Raw genomic sequence first — 18,583 nt, forward strand, 5'->3', positions numbered from 1 at the left:
TAGGGTGGGTTGAGGAACGAAACCCGCGCGGGCGTTGGGTTTCATACTTCAATCCAACCTACGTTCATCTTATATTTAATTCCACCCACCCAGTTATCCAAAAACATGCACGGCATTTTATTATGAGTTTAATACCACTCAATAACCACTTAATAAGTTGAAAATCAAACGTTTGTAATTTTGAAATTCCCAACTTTGCTTGACTTGGTCATATTCCTTTTCTGGTAAAACAATATTAATTTCCTGGCGAATTTTGCCAGGACGGGAAGTTAGCACATAAATACGTTGGGAAAGGAAAATTGCCTCCTCCACATCGTGGGTAATCATCAAAATTGTGGTTCCAGTTTGTTGCCAAATCTGACGTAAAAATTTCTGCATTGATTCTTTGGTTTGCACGTCCAAAGCTCCAAATGGTTCATCCATTAATAGTATTTTTGGTTGTGATGCTAATGCGCGGGCAATGGCTACTCTTTGTTTCATTCCCCCTGATAATTGCCTAGGTAAAGCTTGAGCAAATTCACTTAAACCAACTACTTCTAAATAGTAAGAAATCGATTGTTTGCGTTTGATGGGGGGAATACCTTGTAGTTTCAGTCCGAAACCGACGTTATCAGCGACATTCATCCAGGGATAAAGGGTATAACTTTGAAAGACTAAACCTCGTTCCCTCCCAGGTCCTTTAACAGGAACACCATCAACCAAAATTTCACCAGCAGTTGGTGTATCCAGTCCAGAAATCAAGCGTAGCAGGGTTGTTTTACCAGAACCAGAAGCACCTACAGCACAAACAAACTCTCCTTGGTCAATATGTAGGTTAATGTTTTCTAGAGCATTGAGAGTGCCGCGTCTAGTTTTAAATTGTTTATGTAGTTGACAGACCTGTAAATGCATAACTTTGAAACTTGATATCTTGATATAGTTAAACTCAATGTATTTTCTGCTAATTATGAGCCCATTTACAGACTATACGATGTAACATAACCAGAAAAATGTCAATAACCACACCAATCACACCAATGACAATCAACCCAGCAAAAATCTCATCTGTTTTAAGGAATCTTTGAGCTACGCTAATGCGCCTACCCAGTCCATCCGTTGCAGCTACCAACTCTGCTACGATCACCAAATTCCAAGAAGCTGCCATATTAACTCGACAAGCATCAATGATATTCGGCACAATAAAAGGCAAAATCACTTGCAATAAAATCTGATGGTGTTGACCACCTAATGTATAAGAAGTCTCAATCAATTCTCGAGAAACAAACTTTACCGCGTCCATAATCATCAGAGTGTTAAAGAACACTGTACCAATAAATATCAACAGTATTTTTGGTGTTTCTCCTAAACCGAAATACAAAATTAGCAGGGGAATAAACGCGGGTGCAGGCATGTAGCGAAAAATACTAATAGCAGGCTCCAATAAAGCTCGAACTACCGGAAAACTCCCCATTAATACGCCCAAAGGGATAGAGATAACAGCAGCTAATAAAAACCCACCTAAAACCCGTAATAAACTAAATCCAATATCTGTTTGCAGGTCACCGGTTGCCCACAGTTTTTGTAAAGCAGAAAGAACTGCTTGAGGGGTTGGCAAAAACAATGATTTAACTAAACCAGAGTTGGAAACGACCAACCAAATAAAAACCGGAATAGTGATTGATAAAATCATGAACAACCAGGTTGAATTATCACCAATACCCCAGGAAACGGCGGGAGAATTATTTTTTCTCATTAATCCTTTGATTGTTTATGAGTTTTTGGTATACTAGTATATTATCTCTACCTATTTTTGCTTGGCAGCGTAGGCTTTGACAAAACGATCATCAAATATTTGACTAAGGTCAGGCACTTTTTTAGCAAGTTTTGCCTCAACGATAAATTTAGCAATTTCCTGAGCTGTATATTTCAATGACACTATATTGCTAGTAGAACTAAAAGCTTGAAGATTATCCTCAACACTAAAAATTTTAGTTCCCTCGGCGTATTTTTTGTATTCATCAACAGTGACTCCAGCTCTTTTTGCCATGATTTCATTGCTTTTTTCTGGATTAGCTTTGATGTAGTCTAGGGTCTCAAACCAAGTATTAACTAGAGCTTGCACATCTTGAGGACGTTCTTTAATTAATTGGCGGGTCACTACCAGATGATCGGGAATCGCTCCAGGAAAATCTCGCGAACTGAACAATTCTTTACTACCAGGACGTTCTAAAGCTTTATTAGTAAAGGGTGCAAACACACCAACAGCATCAACCTGACCAGCAACAAATGCTGCGGATGCTGCACCGGTTTCCAAGGGTTGCAAAATAATATCATTTGAGGTCAATCCAGCCTTTTTCATGCCCAGAAGTAATAAGAAATGGTCAACAGTTCCCTCTTCCACTGCTACTTTTTTTCCCTTCAAATCCGCAATGGTGTTAATACCTTCTCGAACAATAATCTTATCATTGCCAGTGGAATTATCGTTTACTAAGACAATCACTTGATCTGATCCTGCTGCTACGGAGCTAATAGTATCATTGAGGGTTTGGCTATTGGCATCCAATTTCCCAGAATTTAAGGCATTAATTGAGTCTAAATAACCATCAAACCACTTGAGATTTACCTGTATATTATTGGCAGTAAATAGGTTTTCGTTTGCAGCTATTTGCCATGGTAGCCATCCAGGCCATACACTAAAACCTACCTGAATTTCTCTACTATCTCCACCATAAGGTGTACAACTAATTGCTAGCAATAAGCTAAGTACAAATAGTGTGCATAGGGAAAGTGATTTTCGCATTTATTTAGTACCTTTTATATCTAAATGGTAATTTGACTTAACCTGGGTTTTCACCCAATCACACCAAGTATCCAGTCCCTCATCTGTTTTAGCTGAGAAAGGAATAATTTTAACTCCCGGATTCATCTGTCGGACATTGGCTACAATGTGATTAATATCAGTGTCTAAATAGGGCGATAAGTCTATCTTGGTAATTAACAAACAGTCTGCTGCTTGAAACATAATTGGATACTTAAGAGGTTTATCTTCTCCCTCTGTGATGCTTAATAAAGCAACTTTAAAGTGTTCACCAACTTCAAATTCAGCTGGACATACTAAATTGCCCACATTTTCCACCAAGACTAAATCTAGTTCAGTTGGATTATGTTTGTTTTCTAGTTGATGAATTCCACCAGCTACCATTTGGGAATCTAAGTGACAAGAACGACCTGTATTAATTGCAATTACCGGAATACCATATTGACGTAAGCGGTTGGCATCTAGTTCTGTGTTCATATCTCCTTCAATCACTGCAATTTTCAACTCGCTTGTTAAAACAGATAAGGTTCTTTCCAATAGAGTGGTTTTACCTGCTCCCGGACTGCTCATAATATTTAGACAAGTGATACCCCAACTGTTGAAGTGGGAACGATTGTGATCTGCTCCTTCTTGGTTAGCATGAAGTAAATTAATTTCCAATGCAGCACTATGGGTTTGGTGCATAATCCTCTCTACTCTTCTAAACTATATTCAATCCGCTCTATTTTTAGTTCCCTACCCGAGCGAATATCCTCCATGGGATGATAACAACGCGGACAGCTATATTGCTGACCAATTTCCGGAAGATACTCTAATTGACAGGGATGACAAAAGGCAATTAAGGGAATTTCCTTGATTACTAATTTTACTCCATCCAAAAATGTGTTACGTGTTTGTACTTGAAAGGTAAATTGCAAACTCCCAGGTTCCACACAGGTGAACTTACCAATCATCAGGTGAATTGCGGAAATACGCGGACAACTAGGCTGGGATTCCCACCATTGTTTAATAGTGATAATCAATGCCTTGGTCATGTCAGTTTCATGCAAGGTTTAACTCCAATCCACTATCGATTCTTGTCGTGCTTCCATTTCAATGTAAGCGGGTTTATCTTTTCTTGGTAATTGACCAGATTTAATTAAATGTCCCATGGTGTCACAAATAACACGAGTGGCCATAAGTGAAGTAATGTCACTAATATCGTAAGGAGGCGACACTTCTACTACTTCTAGTCCACAAATTGGGGCGCGCTGAACAATTTTACCTAGAATATAAAGTGCTTCCCGAGGCATAAAACCACCTGGTTCTGGCCAACCAGTTCCCGGAACAAATCCAGCATCAATACAGTCAATATCAAAACTGATATAAACACAATCTGTACCATCTAAAGCTCTTTCTAGGGCAAATTCCACCGCATAATCCAGTCCCTTTTCAACAATGTCAGTGATTGTGAGAATATTAGTAGACCTTTGGCGACAAATTTTTACCCCCTGACGTGGTACTTGCCATCCACCAATTCCCAATTGAACTAGATTTTGGGCAGGGGCATTTTTCATATTGGTGGCATGGAACCATGGACAAGTGTGCATCCTTTCGTCTAAGTCTGTCTCTTGTGTATCCACATGGCGATCAAAATGAATAATACCCATTTTTTTATCTCCCAAATGTCGGCAAATACCTCTAACAGTTGGGTAGCCAATAGAGTGATCACCGCCCATAATAATGGGAAATGCACCGGAACTAAAAATGTGGGCAATTCCTTTAGATATCTGGTCGAATGACTTCTCATTATTAGCAGGGATGGTAAAAATATCCCCTACATCACATAGAGTAATTTGCTCCCTTAGATCTATCCCTAATTCAAAGTTATAGGGGGTATATAAAGCGGAAATCCGGCGGATTCCCTGAGGTCCAAATCTAGTTCCAGGACGGTAAGTGGTTCCAGAGTCATGGGGAACCCCCACAATGGCTACGTCATATTCTCCTACTTTCCAGATATCTTCTAAATAGGGGGCCTTCAAAAAAGTATTAATTCCAGCATAATGAGGTAGTTCACCACGAGCAAATGTGGAAATAGTCCGGTCATTAATGCTTGCTGCTGCTTCTAGTCCTAACTCTAAACTGCGAGAAACTTCTTGCTGCCAACCAGTTAGTGGTAGTTGTCTTTCTAGTTCTAAGGCTTGTTGCGCTTCACTTTCGGGTATGGGCGGTTGGAATTCGTTCATAATATCATTAGATTGAGAATTTTGGATTTTAATTTCTAGACCTAGAATTTGCATTGGGATTGGATATGGCTTAAAAACCACAAAGCCCAGGAGAGCAAATACAGTGCCATGACTGCCATTCACTTCTCCCGGGCTTTTTTCCCTCCGTGTAGTTACTGTCTAATGCTAGAAAGTAACTTGCCTCTCTCGGACCTGCATTTTGTTTGGTAATTAAACAAACCGGAACCCTAGAGGCTATTTGTTGATTTTTCTCACCTAACAATATAGTTCAAAACACCACGTGCGAGCTGAACTTATTGTACATTTAGTTGTGATCATAACATGTTAGTAGTAGTAAACTGTATATAAAACTACAGAATTATCGGGAATTTTCAGAAAAAACCGTCAACAATTTTCATATATGGAAACAGAAAGGTCAGTTCTAGAAAAAATCAAAGTCATTTTAGTTGAACCTGCGGGATGTTTAAATTTAGGTTCTATAGCTAGGGTAATGAAAAACTTCGGGTTATGTGATTTGATTTTAGTCAATCCTCAGTGTGACCCTACTTCCTTAGAATCCCTAAGAATGGCAGTTCATGCTCCAGAAATATTAGAAAACGCCCAAATAGTGGATAATTTAACCACAGCACTAGCTGGATGCGATCGCGCTATTGCTACTATAGGTAGGGATTATAATGGGGAGTTACCCATAGAAAGTCCTCGTCATGCTTTACCCTGGTTATTAGCAGGGTCAGAAAAACCAGCAGGTTTGATTTTTGGTAGGGAAGACCGAGGTTTAACTAATCAGGAAATTAATTATGCCCAAAAACTAGTGTTTATCCCCACTAGTCCGGAATATACCTCCTTAAATTTGGCTACAGCAGTATCTATCTGTTGTTATGAATTATCACAATCTCTAATCACTATGGAAACAGGGAAAATTTCCACCAGAGATATTGCTACCTTGGATGTGCTTGAATCTTACTACCAAGAGTTGGAATCTTTACTGCTATCTATCGGTTATCTTTACCCCCACACAGCGTCTAGTCGGATGGAAAAGTTCCGCCATTTGTACAATCGCAGTGAGCTAACAACCACGGAAGTGGCTATGCTCAGGGGTATTTTAAAACAGGTACAATGGGCAATTAAAAATTATTGAAAAATGTTACATGTTCGGAAATGAGGATCTAAAATAAGGGAACTATAATAAATTTGGTTTATATTTAGTAAACAAGTGGGCAATTTTAAGGAGTAGCAGTGTCAAAACCTAGCGACAAAATGATAACTGTGTCCGGGGACCAATCTCCCAAGATTCGTCGTCGTCACCATACACAAAAGACAACTGCAAAAACTACCCAAAGGACACAATCAAAACCACCTCTCCAACCTACGGGTCCAAATAATCAACAAGACGTGAAAATATTACCCGTAAGTTCTCCTAGAAATCATAGACCAAATGAAACTGATCAAACAAGGCGATCACAACGTTTGGTAGTGTCCAGTACTGTCAGGCCCACTCCCAGACCTGGAAATAAGCTATCTGGCAAAATGACAGGGAGTAACCCCAAGGTCAAAACCCTGCGTGTCCCCAAGCAAGGACACCCCCAAAAATATGCCTATCCATCCCGAAAGGCAAGGTTAAAACCAGCAGCTAATATTATTTTGTATGCCTTGCGACTGTTAATTGTGGGTGTGGGTTTGGGTGCAATTGTGGGCACCCTATTATCAGTGCTAGACCCGGCCAATCGAATTACCACTAACTCCATTAATCCACCTGTAACCCCAAGTTCTTCTCCCCAGTCTTCCATTAATAATTCCGGACTGGTCATATCTAGGGAAATTACCCCCCTGAAAACCACTATCGAAAACCTATCAGCAGCTAACCCCAATCTCATCCCCGGTGTGTTTATAGTGGATATAGATTCCGGTGGATATGTGGATGTTAGTGGGAACAAGAATTTCCCCGCAGCTAGTACCATTAAGATACCAGTTCTAGTGGCTTTTTTAGAAGATGTTGATAGGGGCAAAATTCGTCTCGATGAAATCTTAACTATGGAGCAAGAAATGGTAGCAGGAGGTTCTGGTAATTTAAGAACTATGCCTGTAGGTACTAAGCTGAAATCCATTGAAGTAGCTACCAAAATGATGACTATCAGTGACAACACTGCTACAAATATGCTGATTAGTAAATTGGGAGGGAAAGAGTTATTAAACGCCCGTTTTCGTAGTTGGGGACTAGTAAATACTGCCATTCAAAGTCCATTACCAGATTTAGAGGGTACTAATACTACCTCTCCTAAAGAGTTGGCAAACTTAATTGCCAAAGTTAATCAGGGTGAATTAATATCCATGCGATCGCGTGATTTGATGTTAGATATTATGCGACGTACCCAAAGGGATGATTTATTACCTGCTGGTTTAGGGGAAGGAGCGACAGCATATCATAAAACGGGTGATATTGGGACAATGCTAGCGGATGCTGGTTTGATTGATGTTCCTACGGGTAAGCGTTACATTGCTAGTATTATGGTGAAACGTCCTCATAATGAACCTGCTGCAGCAAAGTTAATCAATTCCATATCTGAGGCAACTTATTCTTATTTAAGTCAGAGTAATTTACCCCCTGATGGTTCTACCAATAATCAACCATCAAACAATCAACCGTTAAATAATTCTTCCACCCCAGTTCCCCAACTTCAACCATTTACTCAACCATTTCTCCAACCTCAAGGTGGCAATTCAAATATTCCTAATGCTACAATCAACAATGTACCCCTGGGAAATTATCAGTCTCCTCTGAATAATCCCCCATATTATCCACCACAATCTCATCGGAACTAACAGGGAATTATGACATCTCCATCAATTCAATTTTTTGCGGGTTTATTTGAAGAAATGAGTAATGTAAGTTTACGTCGAGAAGTCAGGACTGGTAAATTGATTGTTGTTCTACAATTTGAGCAATTGAAAGCCATATCAGGATTTAACAGTTTTACTAAACAGTCATTGAACTCCCTATTATTAATTGACGAAGAAGGAGAAATTCGGGTTACCCCTTCGGGAACTAAATTTATTTTCGGTGGGGATGAAGGGGATGAATTAAAAAGAGTTGATTGTAAATTTGTAGTTGATCCTGGCGAAGGTTTTGATAGAATTATGCGTTTTTTACACCGTTATGCTGATGCTAATGGTATGGAATATGCGGAGAATTAGGAGTTGGCAATTAATAGAACTTCTGATATCGCATTCCAGGAAGTTGGGAAACTAAACCCATCAATTCCAATTGCAATAAACAACCGGAAACCAAACCAGATCCCATCTTAGCCTTTTCCACAATCATATCAAACGGTAAAGCATCCACTGTAAGAATATTCATTACCTGTTGTAATTCTGGCTCCAAATTACCAAGAAAGGGATCGGATTTAACAGCAGGGGTATCAATATGTATCTTAGGAATAGCACCTAACATTGTCAATAATTCATTTAATTCCTGACTAATTAATCCCGCACCCTGACTAATTAGCTTTAAACAACCCTGAGAAGGTTCATCATCCACTCTTCCTGGTAAAGCATAAATATCCCGAGAAAATTCGTTAGCATAGGTAGCAGTGATCAGAGCACCAGACTTGTTTCCCGCTTCCATGACTAAAACCGCACGGGACAAACCCGCAATGATCCGATTGCGACGGGGAAAATGAGTGCGGTTGGGTGAGGTCTTAGTCGGATGTTCACTCATGACTATCCCAGATCTCAGAATTTGCCTATATAAGTCCTTATTCTTATATGGATAAATCACATCTACACCCGTTCCTACCACTGCTATGGTTCTACCCCCAGCTTTAATCGCTGCACTATGACTTTCAGCGTCTATTCCATCAGCCATACCTGAAACAATGGTGAAACCATTTTGGGCTAAAACAGTGCTAATGTGACGGGTCCATTTTCTGCCATATTCTGTAGGCTTTCGAGTACCAACAATTCCTACCAGCGGTTTTCTACCTCTATTTTCCTCCAGATCAAACTCTCCCCTATAATACAATATGGGGGGAGGCGTGGAAATTTCTCTTAGCAATTTTGGATATTCCACATCTGCTGGTGTCCAAAAATGGGGGTTGATTTTTTCATGTTCAATAAGCAGTTTCTCTGGATTAATTTTGCCTCTATACTGAACTATTTTTTGCAAAATGTGAAAACCAACACCCTCTATTTTTCCTAACTCTGCAGGACTCGATTTCCAAGCATTCTCTAAATTACCAAAGTGTTGTTGTAATCTTTGTAGTAGTATTGGTCCAACCCCGGCAATTTTTGACCATGCTAACCAGTATTGACGATCTTCAGTAATAGTAGACATTTTTAGTAAAAAGACCTAATTTTTGACACTTTACTTGTTTAGTCTTTGCTTTTTGCGTCTTTTTTCCGTAACAGCAACCCCATGATCCACCGGATAACCCGCAACCGGAATCACCTGGTATTTACGATCCGCTTCTAAATTTTTCAGCTCTGTATAATCAACCCAGTGAATACAGTCCACCGGACAAGTGTCTATGGCCTCTTGTATGACCTCTTCTATATCCCCATCCTGACGCACCACCCGGGAACGTCCATAATCCGGTTCAATATAAAAAGTGTTCCTAGCAACATGGGCGCAGTGCTTACATCCTATACAGGTGATTTCATCTACATAAACCCCCTTTTGTCGCAGCAGACCGCCTAGTTCCGGTTCAAATCCAGATGTTTCTGGTTGATCCCGCAAAAGACCACCTAGTTCTGGCTCTAAACCGGAAAGATTATTACTTAAATCTTCTGAGAACGGCTGCAATTCAGACATTACGCACTCCAACGTTGTAATACTAAACTAATGGAACCATCAGCATTCTTCTGCTCTTGGCTAATTTGAAAACCCACTTTAGCAGTTTCTTTCATCACTGTTTGGTAAGCATAACGCTGGGTAATCTGGCGCAAAAACCCATCCACTGATAAATTCTGTTGCCAGTATTGAAGGTCTGCTACCAGCTCATATTCTTGACCATTCCACTTAAAACCGATGTCATAACCATTGTCTTGTTCAATAGTGACTTCGGCGGTATGGGTTTGGCCACGATAACCGCGCACCTCCCTAGAACCGGATTTCCAATCTATTCCTAAATCGGAAAGGGCGTCCTTTAAGGATTCTAGATTACGGATTTGAGTTTTAATTTGGCTAAAGTGTGACATATCGGTTTTTAATCAATGAAAATATAGTTGATAAAGCTACCACTCACTAAAGGTGGCTTGGGTATTCACCGTTCCAGATTCCTGGAGGTGATTAGGGGTGAAATATTCTGAGGTTGACTCCCGATTGAGCACTCGTCCCAGTTGTGCTTCTATAGCTGCTGTTACCTCCGCACAAGAAGCGCCAATGACACCAGTGACTTTCTCCTGTACTCTCCCATCTGGATAAATGATGAATTCTAATGTTTCCATTTTTTCTAGCCAACCTCGAATTGTATCCTTGAACTTTTCGTACTGGAGCAGGGTTAGTTTTCGGTCAGGAACTTTAGAAATAACCTAACCATTTGTTAACTAATGTTCCATATCGGGAAAAGATATATTGCAGAATCTTTACAAAAATTATTAATTGAACTAGTGTTTACACTCGTCCTGGTTTAGTTTCCCTTAATATGAGCCATTAGTCAAGGTAAAACCAACTTGGTGATTTCTAAGTCTAAAATCGCCAGACATTAATCAACATCTAGCTTTCAGCTATTATGTAACCAACAAGAAATTCTGAAAAAATCCTAAACTTGATTGGAAATTCTTATTATTATTATTGGTTATTATTGGGTTTGGGTGATTATGCTTATTAAATAGCTATAGCTTATCACTATATTATCCATTCGGATGCGCGATCGCCTAGTTCAATGGGAATACTAATAGCCTTACCTAGTCGAGGTCGCTCCTTAGTTTGGACGATAAAGTTTTCTACTTGACTTGTTCCCCCTAAAGCATTAAGGTAGTTAGCAATAGTGTTCAAATGTTCTTGATATTCGGACTCGCTCAAAGGAAAAGAAGCTTGTTCCACATACTTCCACATAATTTGGAGAAAGATTTTGCCCTGGGTGCGACGAAACTGAACATCATAAGAGTATCCCCACTTATTCACTAACATCTGACGCAATTCACTTCCTGTCATTTTTAAATACTCCTTAATCAACTATCTGGAGATCGTCCGTACCATTTTACTATTTTTAGTGGTACAAGATACTAGAAAATGCCAAATACCACACTTGATCCAGAATGGAAATAATGAGATGAATAATAAATTGTTCGTGTGCTGTAAATCATTTTGAGGTTATATGTTATCCCAATTGTCATCCAAATTAAATTGTTTAACTTGTGGGTCTTATGTAAATGCTGAAAAGGTAAACAGTTATAAGATGGAAGTTCAGGATGATCACCCTATCTTTAATTCTTGGGGTGGAACAGTTACAACCTATAATGAGTTTACATTTCTTAAATGTCCTCAATGCTTTCAACCTTTTCTCACTTGTAAGGAATATTGTAATGGATCAGAGTCTTATAATGATTTTGAGTATGCTCAAGTAAAAACTTTATATCCAATATCAAATACTAGTAGCATATATAGAGTACCTACATACATAAGAAAATCATTTCAAGAAGCTTTCTTGTGTCTAAATGCCAAGGCATTTTCAGCATGTGTAGCCATGTGTATAAAAACTATAGATTCTATATGTGAGGAGCATAAAATTGAGGGTAATTCTCTGAAAGAAAAGCTGGAAATAATGAGACAGCAAGAAATTATTAATCACCATCTTTATAACTGGGCCAGTAATTTAAGACTACAGGATTTGTCCCACGAAGTGGACATAAACTTTAATCAGAATGATGCTCAACAGATAGTTGAGTTGACTGATTTACTGATTGAGTACATTTTCAGGTACAGGAAGAATTTTGAGTTGTTTAAGAAAACAAAACTTGGTGACAAATAAAAACAAAATAACAAAATAGCTTGTAGCTGAGTTTATACAAGACCTATTTAGTGTTTTCACCTTCTGCTCCCGTATAACCGGTACCAACCCACACAACAGCGCGAAATACATCACGAATAACCTTTTCTATTGGTTCTGAATCTGTTTTAGAAGGAACAGATATTGGTTTAAGACTAATATCTCTAGTGCCCAAAATAATTTCGCCAACTACACGAGCGCGACGCATGTGAAAATCGGATGTAATTAAATAAACACTTTTAATCTTTTTGTCTTGTAAATCATCTACTATAGTAGTAAAGTTAGTCACCGTGTCTACTGCTTCATAATCTAAATGTAAACGACTTAAATTAACTCCAGCTTTTGCAAACACCTTTTTTGTATGGTCAGGTGGACTCCCACCAGTAATCCATATTGGTATGTTGGGGTGTTTTTTAGCAAAATTGGCAGCAAACCTCTCTCGCTCTAAACGCTTACTAGAACCACCCAAAACCAAAACAGCTTGTGGGATTGAAAATTGGTTCTGCACTTCTCTGTATCCCCACCAGATAAAAATTGGCAGAATAAAGAACATAATGGGCAAAGATTTACCTTTAAACAATGGCTTTTTCCGGTGTGTAAATTCCACCCCAATTGTATTTCGTCAAGAGAATTTTTGGTAAGGACGAAAATCACTATTTTTTTAAAAACGACTTATCCAGTCTCTACTTAGCGTTTTTTACATAAGTAGATCTTATATTTAATTCCGCCCACCCACGTATAGCCATATTTCCAGAAATGGATTAAACCTCTTCCATTAGTGCTAAAACCGCTTTGGGTAATAATTTTTCCTTAAACCAAATAATTTTGGCAGGAACATTATCCAACTTCACCCCGGATTTTTCCAGGTTCAACTTTTCAGAAATTGCCAGAATTAGGTTGTGACAATTTGCTCTTTTCACCTGAGCAAATTTCTTTTTTAAATATTCTGGTCGCCAATAACCAACAACTTCTAACAAAAAACTCCTTCCATCGGGATGCACAAGACGAAAGTCTGGTATGATTACACTTCCAGGGATGGGAATTAAATCTACTTCTCTTTCTAAAAACCAACCACTTTTCATAGCATCCCATTTATCAGCGAAGGACTGGTCTAACAAGCTGTCGTATGGTTTACCTTGGGGATAATGGGAGATTAGACCACATTCAGAATTTAGGGTAAATCTACCGGTTTTCCATTCCTGTGTATGTAGGTCTTTTATTTGCAAAGTGGTCGATAAACTCCATTTAGTTACATGGAGTAAAGCTGGAATCATTTTAGCAATGGATAATCCGTATCGCGTACTGGAGGTAAATAAACTTGTTGGACCATCAATGGTGATAGTAAAACCATGGTTCGCGTCACCCTCAATATAGGCCATTAACTGAAATAATTTTAGATATCGAAATAATAGTTTATATTCTCTTGGTACATTACGGTGAGCATTTAAGATTAATTGGGTGGCTTTATAGAAAATACCTTGCACCTGGGATAAGTTATAACGGTGTAATAGATCTTCTGGTTTAGGAGCATCAAATGCGGTGAGGATTCTATTTTCCAAGAGATCAGCATAAAGACCTTCAGCAATCTGAATTGGTAAAATTTCCCTTTCCAGTTCTTGACTAAGATTGGTAGCAATTTGGCTAAAAATTATCTCGGTGTTTTGGAGACTAGCAACTGATTGAGCTGCTAGGGTGAATACCTTTTCCCTTAACATTTGTGGTTCTAGGGGACTGATAATTTCAAAAGTGCAAAAACTACTTTTGAGGATGTGGCCTAAACCGCGTTTCATTCTATAGTCTGTGGTCTCACCCTCAAAATTTATAAGTTGTCTTTCCAAATATCCTTGGGTTTTTCCTAGAGCATCTTGAAAAAAGTTAATTAAATCATTTGCTATGGCTAAATGTTTATCATCCAGTTTCAGTCTCTTGGGAATGATTTCTTCTCCAGTTTGACAATGAATCAGTAGTTCAGTCGGTAACATCTTTTTGATGCTTTGATTTCGTTGATTTCTTGGTCGAGTAGTTAATTTCTACCGGTTGGGCAACTTTTGGTTCCGGTTCTTGATTATCCCCATACACAATGCCTAATTCACCTTTTTTGCTTTTCTCCTCTGGTCTATTTCCAAAAGGGGTTTCCATACCTCTTAATCCCTTTCTTCTGATTGATGTTCCTTCTTCACTAGTATCTTCTGCTATGACTTCATATAAAATCGCCCGTTTATTTTCTTGATTTCCTTTCCTTAGAATTCTTCCTAACCTCTGAGTATATTCCCTGATAGAACCAGTACCAGAAAGAATAATAGCCACCCCAGCAGCAGGAACATCTACCCCCTCGTTTAAAACATGGGAAGCTACCAGGGTATTATATATTCCTTGCTTAAATTTGGTGAGAATTTCGTGTCTTTCTTTAACTGGGGTTTGATGGGTAATTGCAGGAATTAACAACTCCCGGGAAATACGATAAACCATGGTGTTATCAGCTGTAAAAATCAACACCATTTCTGGATAGTGATCACTCAGTAGGTCAGCTAAAACTCTCATTTTCCCCTCCGTTCCCAAAGCAATCTCTTTTGCTTGTCGATGCGCTAACATAGCTCTACGTCCGTCCTGCGATCGCCCACTGACCTGTACAAAAGTTTGCCATCCTTGTAAACTACGTAAAGAAATTCGGGAATGCTTTAAAAAATCATTGCGAGTTTGAATTAACCGATTATATTTTTCTCGTTCCGTTGGTGAAAGTTTAATCTTAATTTGGATGATTTCATGATCTGCTAGTACCTTACCTGCTAGATCCTCCACCTGCTGACGATAAACCTCTTTTCCAATCAAAAAATCCAAATCCACATGTTTACCATCTGGACGCTCTGGTGTCGCAGAAAGTCCTAATCTATAGGGAGCGATCGCATATTCAGCAATTACCCGATTAAAATCAGTAGGTAGATGATGACATTCATCAAAAATAATTAAACCATATTTATCACCGAGACTTTCAGCGTAAATAGCTGCACTATCATAGGTAGCGACTAAAATTGCCGTTTTGTCTCGTGAACCTCCTCCCAGCAAACCTAACTCCGCATCAGGGAAGGCTGCTTTTAAATGCGCATACCACTGGTGCATCAAGTCTAGGGTAGGAACAACAATGAGGGTACTGCGTGGAGTTGCTTCCATAGCCATTTGGGCCAGGTAGGTTTTCCCAGCTGCTGTTGGTAGCACCACCAGACCCTGTCTACCAGCCAATTTCCAAGCCACCAGGGCCTGGGTTTGATGGGGGTAGGGAATCATCTGCACACTGGGAACCAACTCTAAGGGATAAAACTTTTTAGCCTCATCTATAAAATCAGTATCATCAGCTTCTAGAGTTTCCACTAAACAGCGGTATTTAATAGCTGGGATGCGGAACTTTTCGATTCTGTCATCCCAGGTGGCAAAGTATATCCAGGACTTACTACGGGGAGGAGGGTGTAAAATCAATGTACCCCGGTCAAATGTTAAAATGGGGGTTGAACCCATCTCAATAGTTCTCCCGCTTAACTGACTGAGGTGGAAAAAACGCTAACTGGACAGGAGACATTAGTACCGCCTAAACCGCAATACCCACCGGGATTCTTAGCCAAATATTGTTGATGATAATCTTCAGCATAATAGAACTCGGGTGCATCTAAAATCTCTGTGGTGATTTTGCCATATCCTGCATTTGTTAAAGCCTGTTGGTAAGCATTCATAGATGATTCTGCTAGTTGTTTTTGTTCTGGGGAATATGAATAAATTCCAGAGCGGTATTGAGTACCCACATCATTACCTTGACGCATTCCCTGGGTGGGGTCATGACTTTCCCAAAAGACCTTTAATAATTGGGAATAGGTGATGATTTTTGGGTTGAAGACCACAAATACCACTTCATTGTGACCAGTCATTCCCGTGCACACCTCCCTATAGGTAGGATTAGGGGTATAGCCAGCAGCATACCCCACAGCAGTGCTATAGACTCCCTGTTGTTGCCAAAATTTACGTTCAGCACCCCAAAAACAACCCAGACCAAACATGGCAGTTTCCATTTCTGGAGGAAAGGGAGGTTGTAAGGGGTTATTATTGACGTAATGGGTTGCAGGTACGGGCATTTTTTGTTGGCGACCTGGCAAAGCTTGGTCAGGTGTTGGCATTGCTACTTTTTTATTAAATCCAAATAGTCCCATTGTTTGACCGTCTTTTTTTTAGATTCTTATCTGCCATATTATACATTATAATTGGAGTTTTACCAAGTGAGTGGGTGGAATTAAATATAAGATGAACTTAGGATGGGTTGAGGAACGAAACCCATCCTACAAGTAATTGTGCTTCCCTACTTAAAATCATTTACATCAAAGGCTATAAATCAAAGATAATAAAGGTCCGATTTGCTCTTGTCCATTAACCGCTAGATCGCTGTGACAGAGGTAAATTTTTTCTGAAACCCTTCCTAGTAAATCCACAATGATTCTCTCTAGTCTTTGGGTTTCAGCTATGTCTTCATCTGCTGCTGTCCATGATTTTCCTCTTCTATCTTGTAAAAATATATGGTATCCGAATAAACTGGCTGCACCACCTTTAGACCATAGTGGTGAACCTATATCCATCCAAAAGTGCCATTTATGATATCTATAACTGGCTCGGTATTGAAATACTGTAGCTAGGGTAATGGCTTTTTTGCTTTGTCCCAGGGTGCGCACCGGATAGGGATTAGCTGTAATTGTCCCTTGGCGCAATAAGCTAATGAATTCATTAATGCTGTTGGTTAGTCTCTTTTGGTCGTAGGGTGTGAGCGGATCTTCAGTTTGCTTGACTCTTTGCTCTATTTCCCAGTAGTGTTGAGCAGTTTCTAATAGTTCTCTGAGTTCTGATAGGATGCCAAATGAGGGAGTTTGGTTTTTAAAAATGAATTTCTCCATGGCTGCATATAACAGAAAAACTGGCGTGCTAGATGGGGTTTGTTGATTTTGCTGCTGCTCTATCCATGTTAATATCTCTCTATAAGCTGTGCTGGCTACATAACCAATTCTATCCCAACGATCAAAGACTCTAATATCCAATAGGCGCGGGTTCTCTGGATCGGGAACAAAACAATTGTCCACTATTATTCCCGCGCGCACTGGATCAATTTTTGGATGTGAATATTCCTCTTGATTGTTTTGTTCTTTATTTTCTCTTCTCTGGCTATCACTATAATTCCTACTCAGCACCACTAACATTTCTGCTACTTGATCTCTATTTACCAGTCTCCCTAGTCCTGGATAAACTAGAGTTAGTAATGTTAATAATCCTCTAACATTAGCGGAACTAATTAATGGTCTCTGTTCATTTAGGGAGTCTACTTCAATATGGTGCTTGGTGAAAGTTTCTATTATCTGATAACGGGCGATCGCATCCAATCCAGGGGCAAGAATGGCTATGTCTTCTGGTTGAACTCTACCTGCTGTAATTTCTCTAATTATTAGCTGGGTTGTTTGTTGTAAAAGTTCTGCACGAGAAATTGTTTGAATACTCTCTACTGTGTCAGGTAATGTGAATATTATCATCTCTTCTCTGACTAGTTTAATCATTGGTTGAGCTAGTTCAGTTACTAAATTTCCTTCTCCATCACAGACTAAATTTTCTACTTGACAACGGCTTTCTAGTCTTTTTAAAAATTCTGGATCAGCTCCCAGTCCTAATCTGACGCACCCATAGGGGTTATAGCCAAAAGCTCCCACTGCTCCTTTGTCTAACAAAAACTCCAATAGGTAATAATATATGGCTGGATAATTATCCACATCATCAGCTATGACTAGTTGATAACGGTTTTTTAAATGTTCTTGATACTGAATATTTTTAAATAAATACTTGTAATAAAGTTCTGTAATTAAACCATAAGTTAACAATCCTCTTTGTAAACACCACTGGCGCCAACCTACTAACAAAGATGTTAAAAGTTCGGCCTCTAAATCTAAAGTGTGAATGTCTTTTTCTAAACCTTGGTGAAAAATCTCTCCAATATCCTCACCAGCAATACCAGCATAAGTCCCCAATTGCCATAAATCTAATATCCGTCTCACTAAACCATATTGACTAGTTCCCCCATTAGTTAGGGCGTTCAACTCGGACTTCCACAGCTTTGTAGCCAGTTCCTGCTCTGTTTCTGGACGTAATATTAAGGGAAATTGAGCTTTGATTTCCAGCATCTCTACTATTAAGGGCCAAAATAACATCACTTCATCTTGTATAAATCCCGATGTGGTTTTTGTTTCTAGTATATATTTGCCTTTATTCAAGGTAGCAATTTTATTACTTAAATATACGCGACCATCATGATTGGATGTTAAAACTAAAACTCGAGGTTCTCTCCATAAAGGATTTAGAGTTTGAATTCTGTTTTCGGACTGGTTGTAATTTGGATTTTTCGTATAAAATGTCCATATCTCTGGTTTGCCAATTCTTTCCACCCAATCAGAAAAATACCGAGCTAAACGAGTAGTTTTACCACTACGACTTGCACCCACAACCCAGATAGAATCAAAAACCACTAATTTACTCCTAATCACTTTACACCCCTTTCCTAATCG

At 39.2% G+C, this 18,583-nt stretch carries 20 protein-coding genes and 1 riboswitch; of the genes, 4 read left to right on the forward strand and 16 right to left on the reverse strand.

Annotated features, from left to right (window positions below):
- Window positions 1-138: 138 nt before the first annotated feature.
- From IAR63_RS11765 to IAR63_RS11790, 6 genes are read right to left on the reverse strand one after another with little or no spacing between them, the layout of a single operon-like run.
- Window positions 139-891: an ABC transporter ATP-binding protein gene (locus IAR63_RS11765; protein ID WP_187705403.1), complete on the reverse strand. Its 753-nt coding sequence runs from the start codon at window positions 889-891 to the stop codon at window positions 139-141.
- A gap of 49 nt (window positions 892-940) precedes the next feature.
- Window positions 941-1,732, reverse strand: a complete 792-nt coding sequence (locus IAR63_RS11770) for an ABC transporter permease (RefSeq protein WP_187705404.1) — start codon at window positions 1,730-1,732, stop codon at window positions 941-943.
- Window positions 1,733-1,783: 51 nt separating this feature from the next.
- A complete protein-coding gene (locus IAR63_RS11775) occupies window positions 1,784-2,779 on the reverse strand; it encodes an ABC transporter substrate-binding protein (RefSeq protein ID WP_187705405.1) in 996 nt (331 codons plus the stop codon).
- The gene (hypB, locus tag IAR63_RS11780) at window positions 2,780-3,481 is read right to left on the reverse strand and encodes a hydrogenase nickel incorporation protein HypB (RefSeq protein ID WP_187705406.1); all 702 of its coding nucleotides are present in this window, start codon (window positions 3,479-3,481) and stop codon (window positions 2,780-2,782) included.
- 8 nt (window positions 3,482-3,489) lie between these two features.
- Complete coding sequence (hypA, locus tag IAR63_RS11785; protein WP_197704917.1) at window positions 3,490-3,831, reverse strand: hydrogenase maturation nickel metallochaperone HypA; 342 nt, start codon at window positions 3,829-3,831, stop codon at window positions 3,490-3,492.
- 18 nt (window positions 3,832-3,849) lie between these two features.
- Window positions 3,850-5,022, reverse strand: a complete 1,173-nt coding sequence (locus IAR63_RS11790; protein ID WP_040009335.1) for an agmatinase family protein — start codon at window positions 5,020-5,022, stop codon at window positions 3,850-3,852.
- Window positions 5,023-5,145: 123 nt separating this feature from the next.
- Window positions 5,146-5,264: riboswitch (guanidine-I (ykkC/yxkD leader) on the reverse strand.
- Window positions 5,265-5,422: 158 nt separating this feature from the next.
- Between IAR63_RS11790 and IAR63_RS11795 the strand changes: the two genes are divergently transcribed.
- The 3 genes from IAR63_RS11795 (at window position 5,423) to psb28 (ending at window position 8,214) form a co-directional block, all read left to right on the forward strand.
- Window positions 5,423-6,160, forward strand: coding sequence for an RNA methyltransferase (locus tag IAR63_RS11795; protein WP_187705407.1), 738 nt, complete (start codon window positions 5,423-5,425; stop codon window positions 6,158-6,160).
- A gap of 119 nt (window positions 6,161-6,279) precedes the next feature.
- The gene (locus IAR63_RS11800; protein ID WP_235678399.1) at window positions 6,280-7,842 is read left to right on the forward strand and encodes a serine hydrolase; all 1,563 of its coding nucleotides are present in this window, start codon (window positions 6,280-6,282) and stop codon (window positions 7,840-7,842) included.
- A gap of 9 nt (window positions 7,843-7,851) precedes the next feature.
- Window positions 7,852-8,214, forward strand: coding sequence for a photosystem II reaction center protein Psb28 (gene psb28 / locus IAR63_RS11805; protein ID WP_057178961.1), 363 nt, complete (start codon window positions 7,852-7,854; stop codon window positions 8,212-8,214).
- Between the two features lie 10 nt (window positions 8,215-8,224).
- Here psb28 and dprA read toward each other — a convergent pair whose 3' ends face one another.
- The 5 genes from dprA to IAR63_RS11830 form a co-directional block, all read right to left on the reverse strand.
- Window positions 8,225-9,352 (reverse strand): DNA-processing protein DprA, encoded by a 1,128-nt coding sequence (dprA, locus tag IAR63_RS11810; protein WP_235678254.1) that lies wholly within the window; start codon window positions 9,350-9,352, stop codon window positions 8,225-8,227.
- A 30-nt stretch (window positions 9,353-9,382) separates the two neighbouring features.
- Window positions 9,383-9,829, reverse strand: a complete 447-nt coding sequence (locus tag IAR63_RS11815; protein ID WP_187705409.1) for a ferredoxin — start codon at window positions 9,827-9,829, stop codon at window positions 9,383-9,385.
- A complete protein-coding gene (locus IAR63_RS11820; protein ID WP_187705410.1) occupies window positions 9,829-10,215 on the reverse strand; it encodes a DUF1257 domain-containing protein in 387 nt (128 codons plus the stop codon). Before IAR63_RS11820 ends, IAR63_RS11815 begins: the two co-directional genes overlap by 1 nt.
- Before the next feature lie 36 nt (window positions 10,216-10,251).
- Window positions 10,252-10,464, reverse strand: a complete 213-nt coding sequence (locus tag IAR63_RS11825; protein WP_187705411.1) for a DUF2997 domain-containing protein — start codon at window positions 10,462-10,464, stop codon at window positions 10,252-10,254.
- A 400-nt stretch (window positions 10,465-10,864) separates the two neighbouring features.
- The gene (locus IAR63_RS11830) at window positions 10,865-11,173 is read right to left on the reverse strand and encodes a DUF3067 family protein (RefSeq protein WP_187705412.1); all 309 of its coding nucleotides are present in this window, start codon (window positions 11,171-11,173) and stop codon (window positions 10,865-10,867) included.
- A 532-nt stretch (window positions 11,174-11,705) separates the two neighbouring features.
- Between IAR63_RS11830 and IAR63_RS18450 the strand changes: the two genes are divergently transcribed.
- Entirely contained in the window at window positions 11,706-11,990 is a 285-nt protein-coding gene (locus IAR63_RS18450; RefSeq protein WP_235678255.1) for a hypothetical protein, read from the forward strand.
- Window positions 11,991-12,033: 43 nt separating this feature from the next.
- Here IAR63_RS18450 and IAR63_RS11840 read toward each other — a convergent pair whose 3' ends face one another.
- The 5 genes from IAR63_RS11840 to IAR63_RS11860 all read right to left on the reverse strand — a co-directional run bounded on the left by IAR63_RS11840 (window position 12,034) and on the right by IAR63_RS11860 (window position 18,562).
- Entirely contained in the window at window positions 12,034-12,561 is a 528-nt protein-coding gene (locus IAR63_RS11840) for a YdcF family protein (protein WP_187705414.1), read from the reverse strand.
- A gap of 208 nt (window positions 12,562-12,769) precedes the next feature.
- Window positions 12,770-13,990 carry a DUF790 family protein gene (locus IAR63_RS11845; protein WP_187705415.1) on the reverse strand — a complete coding sequence of 407 codons (1,221 nt, stop codon included), beginning with the start codon at window positions 13,988-13,990 and terminating at the stop codon, window positions 12,770-12,772.
- Entirely contained in the window at window positions 13,977-15,518 is a 1,542-nt protein-coding gene (locus tag IAR63_RS11850) for a DEAD/DEAH box helicase family protein (RefSeq protein WP_187705416.1), read from the reverse strand. The genes IAR63_RS11845 and IAR63_RS11850 overlap by 14 nt, the downstream gene beginning before the upstream one ends.
- Window positions 15,519-15,535: 17 nt before the next feature.
- Window positions 15,536-16,201: a peptide-methionine (S)-S-oxide reductase MsrA gene (gene msrA, locus IAR63_RS11855; protein WP_187705417.1), complete on the reverse strand. Its 666-nt coding sequence runs from the start codon at window positions 16,199-16,201 to the stop codon at window positions 15,536-15,538.
- Between the two features lie 165 nt (window positions 16,202-16,366).
- Window positions 16,367-18,562 carry a P-loop NTPase family protein gene (locus IAR63_RS11860; protein WP_187705418.1) on the reverse strand — a complete coding sequence of 732 codons (2,196 nt, stop codon included), beginning with the start codon at window positions 18,560-18,562 and terminating at the stop codon, window positions 16,367-16,369.
- Window positions 18,563-18,583 lie beyond the last annotated feature (21 nt).

The organism is Cylindrospermopsis curvispora GIHE-G1 (genome assembly GCF_014489415.1).
In the GTDB taxonomy this organism is placed as follows: Bacteria; Cyanobacteriota; Cyanobacteriia; order Cyanobacteriales; family Nostocaceae; genus Raphidiopsis; species Raphidiopsis curvispora_A.